Annotated in this window: 11 protein-coding genes, 7 tRNA genes, 1 rRNA gene and 1 pseudogene; 4 read left to right on the top strand and 16 right to left on the bottom strand. The window is 38.4% G+C overall.

What is annotated here, in order from left to right; genetic code table 11:
- Window positions 1-117 precede the first annotated feature (117 nt).
- The 3 genes from KQI22_RS13350 to KQI22_RS13360 are packed head-to-tail and all read right to left on the bottom strand — an operon-like array spanning window position 118 to window position 1,662.
- Window positions 118-651, bottom strand: a complete 534-nt coding sequence (locus KQI22_RS13350; protein WP_216553270.1) for a methylated-DNA--[protein]-cysteine S-methyltransferase — start codon at window positions 649-651, stop codon at window positions 118-120.
- Between the two features lie 2 nt (window positions 652-653).
- Window positions 654-1,007 carry an antibiotic biosynthesis monooxygenase family protein gene (locus KQI22_RS13355; protein ID WP_216553272.1) on the bottom strand — a complete coding sequence of 118 codons (354 nt, stop codon included), beginning with the start codon at window positions 1,005-1,007 and terminating at the stop codon, window positions 654-656.
- Between the two features lies 1 nt (window position 1,008).
- Complete coding sequence (locus KQI22_RS13360; RefSeq protein WP_216553275.1) at window positions 1,009-1,662, bottom strand: DNA-3-methyladenine glycosylase family protein; 654 nt, start codon at window positions 1,660-1,662, stop codon at window positions 1,009-1,011.
- 132 nt (window positions 1,663-1,794) lie between these two features.
- Between KQI22_RS13360 and KQI22_RS13365 the strand changes: the two genes are divergently transcribed.
- Window positions 1,795-2,688: a helix-turn-helix transcriptional regulator gene (locus tag KQI22_RS13365; protein ID WP_216553278.1), complete on the top strand. Its 894-nt coding sequence runs from the start codon at window positions 1,795-1,797 to the stop codon at window positions 2,686-2,688.
- Here the strand turns inward: KQI22_RS13365 and KQI22_RS13370 are convergent.
- From KQI22_RS13370 to KQI22_RS13390, 5 genes are all read right to left on the bottom strand, one after another.
- Window positions 2,672-2,902, bottom strand: a complete 231-nt coding sequence (locus KQI22_RS13370; RefSeq protein ID WP_216553281.1) for a helix-turn-helix domain-containing protein — start codon at window positions 2,900-2,902, stop codon at window positions 2,672-2,674. The genes KQI22_RS13365 and KQI22_RS13370 overlap by 17 nt on opposite strands.
- Before the next feature lie 176 nt (window positions 2,903-3,078).
- Window positions 3,079-4,233, bottom strand: coding sequence for an MFS transporter (locus tag KQI22_RS13375; protein ID WP_216553285.1), 1,155 nt, complete (start codon window positions 4,231-4,233; stop codon window positions 3,079-3,081).
- A 44-nt stretch (window positions 4,234-4,277) separates the two neighbouring features.
- Complete coding sequence (locus KQI22_RS13380) at window positions 4,278-5,147, bottom strand: LysR family transcriptional regulator (protein ID WP_216553289.1); 870 nt, start codon at window positions 5,145-5,147, stop codon at window positions 4,278-4,280.
- A gap of 970 nt (window positions 5,148-6,117) precedes the next feature.
- Entirely contained in the window at window positions 6,118-8,496 is a 2,379-nt protein-coding gene (locus KQI22_RS13385; RefSeq protein ID WP_216553292.1) for a hypothetical protein, read from the bottom strand.
- A gap of 12 nt (window positions 8,497-8,508) precedes the next feature.
- A complete protein-coding gene (locus KQI22_RS13390; protein WP_216553295.1) occupies window positions 8,509-9,846 on the bottom strand; it encodes a hypothetical protein in 1,338 nt (445 codons plus the stop codon).
- Between the two features lie 155 nt (window positions 9,847-10,001).
- On the opposite strand from KQI22_RS13390, the gene KQI22_RS13395 reads away from it, so the two are divergent.
- The 3 genes and pseudogenes from KQI22_RS13395 to KQI22_RS13405 all read left to right on the top strand — a co-directional run bounded on the left by KQI22_RS13395 (window position 10,002) and on the right by KQI22_RS13405 (window position 12,500).
- A complete protein-coding gene (locus KQI22_RS13395) occupies window positions 10,002-10,307 on the top strand; it encodes a helix-turn-helix transcriptional regulator (protein WP_216553297.1) in 306 nt (101 codons plus the stop codon).
- A gap of 488 nt (window positions 10,308-10,795) precedes the next feature.
- Window positions 10,796-11,131: pseudogene (locus KQI22_RS13400) on the top strand (MobC family plasmid mobilization relaxosome protein); the annotation flags it as partial.
- 115 nt (window positions 11,132-11,246) lie between these two features.
- Window positions 11,247-12,500 (top strand): tyrosine-type recombinase/integrase, encoded by a 1,254-nt coding sequence (locus KQI22_RS13405; protein WP_216553303.1) that lies wholly within the window; start codon window positions 11,247-11,249, stop codon window positions 12,498-12,500.
- Window positions 12,501-12,694: 194 nt separating this feature from the next.
- Here the strand turns inward: KQI22_RS13405 and KQI22_RS13410 are convergent.
- From KQI22_RS13410 to KQI22_RS13445, 8 genes are all read right to left on the bottom strand, one after another.
- Window positions 12,695-12,778: transfer RNA gene (locus KQI22_RS13410), tRNA-Leu, on the bottom strand.
- A 4-nt stretch (window positions 12,779-12,782) separates the two neighbouring features.
- Window positions 12,783-12,855, bottom strand: a tRNA-Val gene (locus tag KQI22_RS13415).
- A 25-nt stretch (window positions 12,856-12,880) separates the two neighbouring features.
- Window positions 12,881-12,954, bottom strand: a tRNA-Asp gene (locus KQI22_RS13420).
- 27 nt (window positions 12,955-12,981) lie between these two features.
- Window positions 12,982-13,055, bottom strand: a tRNA-Ile gene (locus tag KQI22_RS13425).
- A gap of 17 nt (window positions 13,056-13,072) precedes the next feature.
- A tRNA-Thr gene (locus KQI22_RS13430) sits at window positions 13,073-13,145 on the bottom strand.
- 17 nt (window positions 13,146-13,162) lie between these two features.
- A tRNA-Glu gene (locus KQI22_RS13435) sits at window positions 13,163-13,234 on the bottom strand.
- A 52-nt stretch (window positions 13,235-13,286) separates the two neighbouring features.
- Window positions 13,287-13,358 (bottom strand) — tRNA-Asn (locus KQI22_RS13440).
- 155 nt (window positions 13,359-13,513) lie between these two features.
- Window positions 13,514-13,732: ribosomal RNA gene (locus KQI22_RS13445) — 23S ribosomal RNA — on the bottom strand; the annotation flags it as partial.

The raw sequence follows: 13,732 nt of genomic DNA on the forward strand, positions 1-13,732 counted from the left end.
ATTCATGTTGAACCTCCGGTCTGATTGTTTTGTTTACATCCGCCAAGATGCAACTCAATCTTACCTTGAGGTTCTTTTTTATTCAATTGGCGCTTTTAATGAATTACAGGAATGCTCCTACAATGCTGTCCCTTTCTTTGGCACAAATAAATGACTCATATCTGCATGTTCTAATTCAAGCAGTGAAATTTTTTTGTCAATTCCACCAGCATATCCTGTCAGACTTCCGTTTGTACCTACGACTCGATGACAGGGAATAATAATGGAAATTTCATTATGTCCAACCGCACCGCCAACTGCCTGCGCCGACATACGGGAAGTGTTTTTTATCTCAGCCATTTTGCTAGCAATTTCTCCGTATGTAATCGTTTGTCCATAAGGAATCTGTAATAAAATCTGCCACACTGCCTGTCTGAATGTTGAGCCGGTGGGATGAAGTGGTGGAGTAACTTTGGGTTCTTCACTGGAAAAATACACATCCAGCCATTTTTTTGCCTCTGCCAGAATCTCCGTTTCCCGTAAAATATGTTCATCCGGAAGTGTATTTGCAAAATATTTCTGCCCTTCAAACCACAAACCGGTAAGCCCGATTTCATCCGCCGCCAGTAAAATATCCCCTAACGGTGATTTATATTTGCATGTATATACCATATTTATACCTCAAAAAATGCATTTGAATCCTGTGGTGCCTGTGAACGGTCTTTGTCTGTATAGGAGCGGATTTCTGAGCAAACTGTGATTTTATAGCTTTCAAACAGTTTTTCTCTTCCTTCTTTCTGGCTCATACGATGCTGCATCACGTTACGCCAGCGTTCTACGGCAGCTTCATCCGTCCAGATATTCATGGAAAGCAATTTTCCTTCCTCATTTAAACTGGAAAATCTTTCTGCACGTATAAATCCTTCAAATCCTGCAAGCATTGGTTTCAGCATAGCTGCAAGATCCAGATATTTTTGCATTCCTTCTTTTGTTGGTGTTACTTCAAACAATACTATAATATTTGCCATTTCATTTTTTCTCCTTTTTTGTTGTTTTCGGTTTATAATCTTTCATTTCAGGAATCGCTCCACCTGCTACTGCCCATAAATACAGGCTTGCTACACTGCAATAGGGGCTGAAACGCCGACGATACTTTTCAAATAGTTTGCGGTCAATATTACGGTGATGATAGACCATTCGTAATCCTCTTTGAATTGCAAGATCATCATAACTAAAAATATTGGGGCGTTGCATACAAAACAGTAAAATCATCTCCGCAGTCCAGATACCAATACCTTTCAAACTGCTCAATTCCCGGATAGCTTCCTCGTCTGTCATTTGCCAGACTGCATCCAGATTGAATGCGTCACTGTGAACTTTTTCGGAAAAATCTGTAATATATTCCGCCTTTCGGAACGTCATACCATAAGACTGCAATTTGGAAATATCCACCGATAGAATGGTTTCAGCGTTTACCTCTGTTAAATCTTTTTGCATTCGCTGCCAGATAGTTGCCTGTGCTTTTGTAGATATCTGTTGCCCAATAATATGATGAATAACCGAAGAAAATAAATCTGTATCTGTTTCTCTTTTGATCAAACCAATTTTCTCAATTACTTCAGCAAGTTTTCTATCCTTACTTTTGAGATATAAAATTTCATTTTCTCCATATTCAAAATACATATCTTACCTCCAAACTACTTATTGTATCTCTTTGCTCCCTATGCTATGATTATATCGCAATTTATTTGATATGATTATCAAATTATGTCCAGATAATATAACAAAATCGTCAAGATGAGCAGAGGTGTATCCATGAATCATGATAAATATATAAATTCCGTCAACCTGAACCAGAACACAAACTTTCCATATCTGGTATTAAATGTGATCAATGGAAACAGTTATCCAAGAAATCCTGGATTTCGTGTTATGCACTGGCATGAAGATATTCAGTTTATTTATGTTTTGGACGGGGAGATTGAAATTGCTACCTTAGAAAGTCGAACGGTATTACACAAAGGAGATGGCTTTTTTATCAACAAAAATGTTGTACATTTAGTTGATAAGGTGGATGCCTGTCATTATAACAGTTTTATATTTCCCGACTATTTTTTAAGATTTTATCTGGGAAGTCCTGCTGAACAGATTGTCCGTCAGATCATTGGACTGGAAGATTTTCCTATTTTTCCAATTGTAAATGTAAAGGAAAATATAGCTGTATTAAATACCTTGAGAAAATTATCCTCTCTTGAACAGAATAAAACTACTCTATATCCTTACGAGGTGTTGTCAACACTCTCTACTCTTTGGTTAGAGTTTTGTCGTGCTGTCCAAATTTCTGAGAATGAAGCCCATAAAAAAAATAGCCAGATTACAAATCGAATGGCTATTTTTCTTCAATATATCGAACTTCATTACCCGGAAGATGTTACGCTGGAATCACTCGCCAAAAGTGCAAATGTAAGTAAATCAGAATGTCTTCGTTGCTTTAAAACTACGCTTCAAACGACACCTTATAAATATTTGATAGAGTACCGTTTGTCCAAAGCAGCTGATTTACTGAAAAATACAGATAAGTTGATTGAAAATATCACCTCTGAGGTAGGATTTCATCATGTCAGCTACTTTGGAAAATGTTTTCGTGAAAAAACTGGTTTTTCGCCAAGTGAATATCGAGAGAATTTTTATTTCATGCTAAAAAAATAACTAATAATATCCTCTTGTTTCCCGCCATCCCTTTACATACCACCTGATTCCAACATAGCCTGCTAATTTGAATAAGATTACTGATGTCCGGATATACTTGTCCGGACTCCCACTTTGCTACAGCCTGTCTGGATACGTCCAATTTTCCTGCCAGTTCATCTTGTGTACAGCCTTTATTCTTACGAAGTAATTGTAGTTTTTGTGAAAAATTCATTTCTTACCACCTCCACAATCATTGTACTGTATTTTAAACCTGTATCACATAAACCGTTAATTGCAATTCTGCTACTTTTATTATATATCCGTATAAATCAAAATTTTTCTGCAGTTAACTCGTTATATGTATGATGATAAACAAATCCAACTTTTTTACTACCTGACACTCTATGTCTACTTAACTCTTGCCATCATTTCATGCATATATACCATCAATCCAAGTAAGATCAGCAAATATATCGGTAATAATCTGATTGAAATGTAATTAGCAATTAAACCAAATAATGGTGGCATCAGACACGTGCCAACATAGGCACTTGCCATCTGTACCCCTATAATTGCCTGTGATCGTTCTGCGCCAAAATACTCTGGCGTGGAATGGATAATACAGGGATATACCGGTGCGCAGCCTAAGCCGATCAATGAAAATCCGATCAGTGGAGCTACTTGTCCAAATGGAAGAGCCATTACGATAATACCGGTTAAAATAATTGCCTGGCCCATACGGATCATCTGCCTGTCTTTTAATTTCATGGCAATAAAGCCATTAATTCCACGTCCGATCGTAATACCGATACAAAACATACCTGCAAAGGAGGCTGCTATTTTTGCATCTACACCTTTTGCCAGATTCAGATAGCTGCTTGCCCAGAGCATGGTTGTCTGTTCTACGCCGCAATAACAAAAGAAACAGACCATGACTGCTTTTGCCCCCGGGATTGCAAGGATCTCTTTTAGTGAAAGCACCTTCCCAACGGTTGCTTCTTCAGAGGATGTACCGGGTTTTTCCCACTTCGGAAGACTAAATACCAGAACTGCTGTCAGTACGATCTGCAATACAGAAATAATCCGATACCCCGTATTCCATGTGGCACCACCGGTAAGTGCAGCTCCCATAATATATGGTCCAAGTGTTGCGCCGATTCCCCACATACAATGCAGCCAGCTCATATGCTTGCTGGCATAATGCAGTGCAACATAGTTATTTAAAGAAGCATCCACACTACCGGCACCGAGTCCATATGGAATTGCCCACAGGCATAATAAAATAAAACTGTGACTGATCGAAAAGCCCCATAGAGCCAACGCTGTAATCCCAACACTGGCTGCAGTCACCTTACCGGTTCCAAACTTCCTTGTGAGACGGTCACTTTGCAGGCTGGAAATGATAGTTCCAAATGCAATGATCATGGAGATCGCCCCTGCATAAGACACCGAAACCTGAAATTCCGGATACATATTAGGCCATGCTGCACCAAGCAGCGCATCCGGAAGTCCCAGACTGATAAATGATAAATAAATAATTCCTAATAAAAAACTCACTTTCATTCTCCTTTTTTCGAATAAAGTTAGATAATTGCAAAATAAAAGCATTAGATTTTCTGCTTTAAGGTATTGATAAATGCTTCGGACACTTTACTGAATACAGCATGTTTTTTCCATACCAGTGCTAACCTAGTTGGCAATTTAGGCTCTAATGGAAGAAAGCACACATCCGGGTCAAGCGTAGGGGCAAGTAAATCTCTGGTAGTCAAAAAGTAGCCCATCCCCTGCATAACAAACGGAACAGGGCTTCCATGAACAACATTATAAGTTGCTGCAATATTCAGACTTTCAAGATCTGTTCCTGCCCAGTGCGCAATCTCATTTTGAAGACCGATTCTCTGGTGCATAATTAACGGAATCCTTTTCATATCTTCTTTTGACAAAGCTTTTTTCATTGCCAGCGGATCACTTTTTTTCATAAGGATTCCCCATTCCGAACTGTCAGGAAGGGATAAGAAATCATATTTTATATTGTCGACCGGCTCAAGTATGACCGCAAAATCCAGACTGCCATGATTCAATCGCTCCAATACATCTACCGCGTCACCGCTGTAAAAATGGAATCGGATTCCGGGATATCTATTTCGTAGTTCTGCTGCTATAGACAGAACACTTTCCGAAACATTTCCACCAATATAAATATCCCCCATCACTTCTTCAAGATCATAACTGATTTCCCGTTCTGTTTTTTCTACCAGTTCAACAATTTCTTCTGCCCGTTTCCGAAGGATAACGCCTTCTTCTGTCAGCGTGATCTTTTTCTTTCCGCGGATCAATAACTTCTTCCCCAGCTGTTTTTCAAGTTCCATAAGCTGTTTTGATAATGACGGTTGTGCAATATGCAGGCTTTCCGCTGCACGTGTAATATTTTCTTCTCTTGCCACAGCAAGGAAATATCGTAATTCCCGAAATTCCATACTATATTTTTCCGCCTTTCCGTTCATTCTTATTTGCTATATTTTATCACAAATAATAGATTCTTGGTATAGTTGCGTTATGCATACACCTGCATACAAATTTCCCAACATGAAAAAAGCTCCAAACCCTTGATTTACAAGGATTTGAAGCTGTTTTAAATCGTGCCCGCGACCGGAATCGAACTATCACGGGATCTCGGAAAGTAGCCAAGAAAGGAGATTTCCAACCACTACCTAATGGGTTGTCTTCAAGGTGTCTTCAAATATTTCATTGTTTATCCAACAAAATAATAATCATCATACCTAATGATCATACCTAAATTCGTCCCAAAATTTCGATTGAATTAACAACAAAAGAATGATATAGTAAATAAAGAAGAAGCACCCACTCCATAGTGGATGCTCCCGAAAAAGGTTTTAGGTCATCAGACCCGCCTATCCCGTTGGCCGACAGGATAGGCATTTTTATTTTCGCTTTTTACTTCTCTTATCGAGAAAGTTCGTAAGCGCAATTAACAAACCGCCAAAAGAAATTAGCAATCCAATCACTCCCAGCAAAATCATAATGATTTCATAACTTGTCATACACGCCACCTCCCATCCTATGTACTCTAGTCTATACTAGGTGATTGGTTCGGGAGACTGCCACCTGTCATGGGTGTTTCTTCATGGTACGACCATGCACATATTTTATACCTATGCATATATCTTATTGCAATATTATTCTCGAATGTTTGTTCTTGCTAATTTTAAATTATTAACTACTCTATATACACTCTTCTCCCCCTATCCCTTCCACCGCTTCCATTGTTTCCGAGAGCAGCCCCATAATAAAGGCGAAAAACACACCTTAACTTTGGGGCTGCTTTCGAAAATTTGTTAGTCAACGGATGTAAGGATTAATACGTGACATCAGTATGCATCAATTCTTTAGCCCCGCAACAGATTCACGAAAAACATAGCATGTATGTTAATACCTCATTCCCATCTCTTTCATCATACTAACAAAATGCGTATACCATTCATCGATTTCTGTATTTTGTCGGATAATCCAATTTGCCTCTTCAGCAACTACTTTTCCATCGATTGGTTTCTCATTCTCACTATACAACACTTGATCATGGTGTATATAAACTCCATTTATGTAAAAAGGACGATTTTTTAGTGAATAGATATCCATCACAATAGATCCTTCCGCACGCGTATTAACAGCATATTGCCCTATCACACATCGATGAATCTCTGCACCTCCATCCCAAAAATCCCGACCGAGTCTGCCGGCATGCATAACAAAATAGTCTTTATACATACTTCCTGTCTCTGAGACACTTTCTATCTTTGCAATTGCCTGCCGAGCTGCTTGATAGATAGTTAATAAATCTTGATAATCTTCACTTGTCAATTCACTCTGAATCTGTTCTTTATAACCGCTTTTTTCCACCAGTTCCATAGCCTGACGACTTTGATTATAGTAACTTGACCCATCTGAACTTGAAGAAATAGTGTCAAAAATATCACCTGCAACTTCCATTTCCAACGCATAAACATATAAATCCTTATATGCATCATAAAGTACATCATCTATGTTAATATCTTCACCCTGTTGTATATAACACAGAAGAGCAAAATTCTCATAATATTTTTGTGGATCACCACCTTCTGTCATACGCTCATAGTATTCCAATGTTGCACGAACACGTTCCAATGAATTACTTACTCTCTCTAAAGCAGGACCATACGCTTCACTGATATTATTATTTGCTTCCACAATACTATTAAAGTATCTCGAATTGTCGTCAATTGTAAGTGATGTCAAAAAATTGACTGACACGCCCCAGGGTGTTCTCTTTGCAAATTCACCAATGGCATAATTCAGTTTATTGTTTTTCTCAATCCATTCCATGGTATTGTAATCATATTCCACTTCAAAATTCTCTACTTTATAACGCAACAAAGTATTTATGATTTGATTTTTCAAATCAATAGTCTGTTCCGTATAATCCGGCATTTCGTTGAATTTTTTCCTGTATTGTGCTTTTGTAGAATAATACAAATCGAAACCTTCCTGATATTCTTTTAATTTCTGTAAATTATTAGCATATTCCTCATAGAATTCATTTTCCGGATTTGCCGACGAAAGAACACTTTCATATTTTTCAATCGACTCCTTGAGTTCCTGTGCATATTCTATCTCGTCTTCATTATTTTCATTATTGCTTTCAGATTTCTTGGTGAAATCACGAATCTCCCCGCCTTGTTCAAGACGTTCCTGCAGTTTTGCAATCATAATTTCATTGTTTACAAATTCCTTGTAGATTGCATTCATTTTTTCATAATATGATTGCCAATCAAATGTTCCTGTTATTCCATATGCACTTAAAACGCTCATTGTATTACCATATTGAGAATATTGATACATCACTTCCATAATATCCTCAGAGTTTACTTTTTCTTTCTCTAAGAAACTGAACATATTATTTGAAGCAGCTTGCGCGCTCTCAGACATCTTATTAAGATATACCGGTGTGGTAGAATCAAAGTTGGATATATCGTTCACTGTACCCAGTATACCACCCGTTTTCTCATCTACCTGATTCTGAATATAATCTTCAACAGATCCCGCTTCAAGAACACCCGTCGCAATGTCGGAAAGACCTCCTGTTGTTTCTGACATCACTTCCTTGGTTTTCTCATAAAAAGTGTTTTCGATTTTGGCTGTAACACCATTTACTACAGCATCTTTGACATCAACCAGCATTCCCTCCACCGAATAATTATTTTCGTATGTTTCTTTGGCAAAGCTAAATCCATTTTGAACAGCTTCAACTACTTCCGGAGAAGCAACACTGTTCTGAACGACATCTTTCACATTATCTTTCACATAAGAAATCCATTCTTCTGTCATAGTATTGCCGGTATCAACTCCTGGCACTTCTACTCCAACACTTTCAACTAGAAGTGTCTTCATTTCAAGTGCTAACGCCACATTTTCTTCATAGCAAGAAAGAATACGATTTTGAATCAATTCGTCATAATTGACTGCATTCGGATCATAAGCAATTACAGCTTGATAATACTCCGTAGACTTTGCATATCCGGCATAAACGCCTTCAATAGTCTCCAGTTTCATCTGCAGTTTTTTCAGATCCATTTCAGTCAATTCGGAATATTCCTTTTTCTGACTCTCTTTTGTCTCATCTTTTGCAACTGTTGATGATTCCGCCATATCCTGAGAGCCATCTTCCTCTGTTGATGGTTCTGTTGAAGTTTGTAAGTTAGTGCCATTTTGTCCGCATCCAGATAAGCATAAACAAAACACACATAAAAATGCTATAAGCCTCTTTCTCATTCTGCTTCTCCTTTATTCATAATAGAAATGAACTTCCATACAATCACGCATACCCAAAACTATAGCATTATATATTCCTGTATATTTTCCTATCAGGTCAGAAAATTCTTTCGATAAACCGAGCCCATTATTATTTTCTCTCCTATTATAAATTGCAGAAAGGCGATTATTTTCATCATAAGTAAACTCATAAGCTATTTCCCCATTCACATTAATCGCCGTTACCATAGTTCCTTCATATTCATATCTAATATCATATTCCGCATCCTTCAGAAAAGCTACTTCTTCCAATACATTTCCGTTTTCATCATATGAAATGATTGCACTATCTGTCAAATTTTGTTCATTGTCTTCACAATGATATTGTTTGATTTCAGTTACATTTCCACTTTCATCATATGAATACTCATGAATTTCAAAAATACCATCACCAAAATCACACTCTTCTCTAACCATATTATTCTGTGCATCATATGCTACGTTAGTAACCGACGAAAACTCTCTTTCACCTTCATCATCTTTATAATAGCATTTTTCCTCAATCTGTAATGCATTTCCATTTCCATCTAATGTAAAAATAGCTGTCTCCTCACCAGAATCACTGAAATATGGTTCCGAACTATATTTATACGTCGCAGAATAAACATTATCTCCCAAATCAACCACTTCATAACTTTCACTTGTATCTCTATCAGCATTTTCAATAATTCTCGTTAGCTTCTCGTTCGAATCATATTCGAAAGACAGTTGACTGGTCAATTCTCTTGAACCATCATCCCAGTTTACATATTCTTCTTGAGTAGTAAGCAACGGACAATCAGCAAAATTCCATTCTCCGAATACATTTCTCAAATTACTATTTGTCTCTCGATTCACATAGTAATTGTGCATTCTTCTATTGAAATACCCAAACATATAATCAAGCCCCAAGCCAAATTTTATTTTTCCGTTATCATCAGTCATATAATTATAATGAACTTCATCCAAACCATTCGACATGTCAGTTAATATAGCTTTCCCATCTTGTTCTATATAATTATAAGAAAAAACGCCATCTCCGTATTTTATCTCCAAATGTTTCGGAATAGACTTCTCTATCTTTGCCACCTCTTCTACCACTTCCGGTACAGATTCTTCTTCCTGTGTCTGTTCCTCTTCTACTGTTTCCGGCGCAGATTCTTCTTCCTCCGTTTGTTTCTCTTCATTCACTTTCTCCGATGTAGTTTCTTCTACACTTTCTTCCTTCACAGGATTTTCCAAATCTGTTGTTGCCTCCTGATTTCCACACCCTGCAAGTATCAAAGCTAATAAAACAGCTCCAATAATTGTTTTGATTTGTAGCTTTTTCATGTAAATTTTTCTCCTTCCATTTTTTATCCTTGTATTTTATATTTTTGCATCATTATAACATCTTATTGTTGTTATTTCAAACTAATTGTCATTTTTTACTAGGCTATTTTATATAAATTATCTTCTAAAATATGTTGTAAAAGGAGATTATTTCTATGGAACAATTTGTACGTGACCGAATAACACAGTTGCGAATAAGCAAAGGTCTTTCTGAATACCAATTAAGCTATGATTTAGGCCATAGCAGAGGCTATATAAATAATATTTCTTCTGGAAAATCACTTCCTTCTATGAGTGAATTTTTTACCATATGTGATTATTTTAAAATAACACCTGCCGAGTTCTTTGATTCTAAAATTAAAAGTCCCACTCTCATTGTCAAAGCTATTTCTGAAATGGAATCATTAAGTGAAGATGATATTCTTTTAATTCTTACTATTATAAGCAGATTGAAGAAATAATTTATATTCCATCCTTCCACCCATTCCTATTATTTCCGAACCCATCCGAAAAGTAAAGGCGTTAAAAACATACCTTGACTTTTCAGATGTTTTCGAAATATTGGTAATCAACGGGTGAAAGGATCGGTTTGTGAATCTCCTTTTTTACTACCTCTGACAGTATTGTATGCATTTTTGTACCATCGTACTTCATGTCCATTTTCTGTCTTTTGCATCCATGCTATATTGTAGTTGTAAAAGTACATCGCCGCTTCACTACCGCTCGGTTTCTTACCGGGCTTTTTTATGTGCTTAACCTTCTGTATTTACCTGCTGTTTTTGTTCTTTTCATAAATCGCAAGCACAGCAAGTGGCTAGCCACCACTTGTCGGTTGTGAAACGCTCCGCTTTTTCACAATGCTTTTTGGGGCAAGCCCCAAACCCCTACCCATCAAAAAAGAAAGGACTGATTCTATGACAAGTAATAAAAAAGATTTCGAAAAAATGTATTCTATGTTCGTGTGACCGATGCAGAAAGGCAAATGATTTTAGGCAGGGCAAATCGATGTCATATGAAAATTGTATCCAATTACATTCGCATCATGGCTATCGATGGATGCATTTTCTGTGTGGATGATTCCGAGCATATTGATAAGGTCGCCTATGAGCTTCATAAGATTGGAGTAAATATCAATCAGATTGCACATGCTGCAAATGCGACACAAACTATTTCTGCTGATGAAGTAAAAATTATTCAGCAGCAACAAAAAGAGATTTGGGAACTACTGAATCGATTACTTTCCACCACCATTCCATATTTGGAGGATTATCCATACGAAACCTGACACATAATAAATTTTTCATCCATTGATTATTACATCATTGGAAAGCATCCCCCGATTGAAATACACATCACATTTTGTGGTGTGTTTTTCTTTATGCAAAAGGAGGTGCCTCTCTATGAAGCCATCTTCAAAAAATAATCCCTTTTCTGACATGTTCCTCTTGCAAACGCTCTGCCAAATGGATATATTAGATTCAGGTAGTGTGTTTGGAAATATTGATGAAATGACCAGACAAGCAATTCTTAAAAAACATCCACATCTGATCACGCAGTATGCAGACGGACGTTGGAAAACCTATGTTGAAGATCCAGCCCATCCCGGAAAACGCAAACAGATTGCAAAAGCAACTCGGGAAGAGGTTGAGAAAGCAATCGTTCACCACGCAAAGGAAATCATCCTTGCTCACGCCAATCAAAAAATCACCATGCAGCTTCTTTATGAAGAGTGGATGCATTATCGTATCAGGATTGGAACCTCCCCAAAAACATTAGCAGAAAACAAAAATGAATGGAATCGTTTCATATCAGAGCATACCCTTGCAAAAATGCAGGTCACAAAAGTGGATGCCGGTATTTTAGAAGATTTCTTCTTTGACATTACAAAGAATCATGCTATCACACAGAAACGGATGGTTAATGTAAAGACTGTTTTGAATGGGATGTTTAAAAGAGCAAAGGCAAATGGAGTCCTTGCGACCAATCCGATGGATGATGTTGATTTCGCACAATATCGAAACCGATACAAGACCAAGAACACATCCAAAGACAATTACTCGCAGGAAGAACGCGATATGATTCTGAATCATCTCAAAAATGAAACCGGCATTTATGAGCTTGCCATCTCGCTCGCATTTTATTTATGCCTTCGTATTGGGGAACTCACGGTTCTGAAAAAAGAAGATTATCATGATGGTGTTCTTTCCATCCATCGCTCTGTCAGACGCATGCAGGAAATGAGGGATGATCTGTCGCTGTCACCGATTGAATATCAGATTGATGAACGTATTAAGGGGAATACAGCAGATGGTTTTCGGGATATTCCTCTTACACCGAAAGCTATTTCCATACTCGAAAAAGTCATTGCACGCAATCCAACCGGTGAATACCTTTTCATGAACAAAGGGAAACCAATCAATGGCAGCACATTCAATGACCATTTGAAGCGTATATGTAGTGAACTCGGTATCAAATACCGTTCAAGCCATCAGATACGCTTTACGACTGCCACCATGTTCTATGAAGCCGGTATTCCGGTCAATCAGATCAGTACGTTATTAGGTCACAGCGATACACGTACGACATTTGGATATATCCGGAAACAAAGACCGGATGATGCATCAAAAGAACTAATGAAAAATGTATTGGATTAAAATGTAAGAAAGTCAACTGTCAGCTAAAGACTTGCATGAAATGTATGTAAAAATGTATGTAAATTAGGGAAAAGAAGAAACCCAAGAGACATTTTGAAGCACAGAAAGAAAGTGTCTTCAAATGTCTTCAAACCGCGAAGACAACCAAGAAAAAAGAAACCCTGAAATATCAAGGTTTCTTCTTAAAAATATCGTGCCCGCGACCGGAATCGAACCGGTACTGTATCGCTACAACAGGATTTTAAGTCCTGCGCGTCTGCCAGTTCCGCCACGCGGGCTTCGTGGGACCTATAGGGCTCGAACCTATGACCCTCTGCTTGTAAGGCAGATGCTCTCCCAGCTGAGCTAAGATCCCAACAACATGTATGTTTCCATACAAACGACCCAGATCGGACTCGAACCGACGACCTCCGCCGTGACAGGGCGGCGCTCTAACCAACTGAGCCACTAGGCCATATATACAAATATTAAAATAAAAGAATGGACCTTCGGGGACTCGAACCCAGGACCGACCGGTTATGAGCCGGTTGCTCTAACCAACTGAGCTAAAGGTCCTTAACCCTATGGTTGAAAGCCGATGATCGGACTCGAACCGATAACCTGCTGATTACAAATCAGCTGCTCTGCCAATTGAGCCACATCGGCATATGATATTACTGAAATGACTCCGACGGGAATCGAACCCGTGTTACCGCCGTGAAAGGGCGATGTCTTAACCGCTTGACCACGGAGCCTTATTCTTTTGAGCTTTGGAACTGCCGCTCCGCTTTTCTTCTTTTGCTCTAGCTCCCCGAGCAGGGCTCGAACCTGCAACAACTCGGTTAACAGCCGAGTGCTCTACCATTGAGCTATCGAGGATTATGTTTTACAAGTCGTGCCTTCAAAACCGAATACTGAAATCTTTCTTCACATCTTCTGCAAACTCTTTTGACTAAATTTTCATTCTGTAACAGGCTGCGCCTGTTACTTGGCGGTAAGGGATCCTCCCACTCCGTGGGTCCCTCCTTACCACAATGGATAAGCCCTCGACCTATTAGTACTTATCAGCTGAACACATTACTGTGCTTACACCTTAAGCCTATCTACCTCATACTCTCTAAGGGGTCTTACTTATTGGGATATCTCATCTTGAGGGGGGCTTCACGCTTAGATGCCTTCAGCGTTTATCCCTGCCAGACTTGGCTACTCTGCCATGGTGTTGGTCACCAACAGATACACCAGCGGTCTGTCCA

The organism is Kineothrix sp. MSJ-39 (assembly GCF_018917935.1).
Classification (GTDB): domain Bacteria; phylum Bacillota; class Clostridia; order Lachnospirales; family Lachnospiraceae; genus CAG-194.

Coding starts and splice junctions, on each gene's coding strand:
- KQI22_RS13405 (WP_216553303.1), top strand. CDS start 11,247: ATGAAGCCATCTTCAAAAAATAATCCCTTTTCTGACATGTTCCTCTTG.
- KQI22_RS13370 (WP_216553281.1), bottom strand. CDS start 2,902: ATGAATTTTTCACAAAAACTACAATTACTTCGTAAGAATAAAGGCTGT.
- KQI22_RS13380 (WP_216553289.1), bottom strand. CDS start 5,147: ATGGAATTTCGGGAATTACGATATTTCCTTGCTGTGGCAAGAGAAGAA.
- KQI22_RS13360 (WP_216553275.1), bottom strand. CDS start 1,662: ATGTATTTTGAATATGGAGAAAATGAAATTTTATATCTCAAAAGTAAG.
- KQI22_RS13350 (WP_216553270.1), bottom strand. CDS start 651: ATGGTATATACATGCAAATATAAATCACCGTTAGGGGATATTTTACTG.
- KQI22_RS13355 (WP_216553272.1), bottom strand. CDS start 1,007: ATGGCAAATATTATAGTATTGTTTGAAGTAACACCAACAAAAGAAGGA.
- KQI22_RS13385 (WP_216553292.1), bottom strand. CDS start 8,496: ATGAGAAAGAGGCTTATAGCATTTTTATGTGTGTTTTGTTTATGCTTA.
- KQI22_RS13390 (WP_216553295.1), bottom strand. CDS start 9,846: ATGAAAAAGCTACAAATCAAAACAATTATTGGAGCTGTTTTATTAGCT.
- KQI22_RS13375 (WP_216553285.1), bottom strand. CDS start 4,233: ATGAAAGTGAGTTTTTTATTAGGAATTATTTATTTATCATTTATCAGT.
- KQI22_RS13395 (WP_216553297.1), top strand. CDS start 10,002: ATGGAACAATTTGTACGTGACCGAATAACACAGTTGCGAATAAGCAAA.
- KQI22_RS13365 (WP_216553278.1), top strand. CDS start 1,795: ATGAATCATGATAAATATATAAATTCCGTCAACCTGAACCAGAACACA.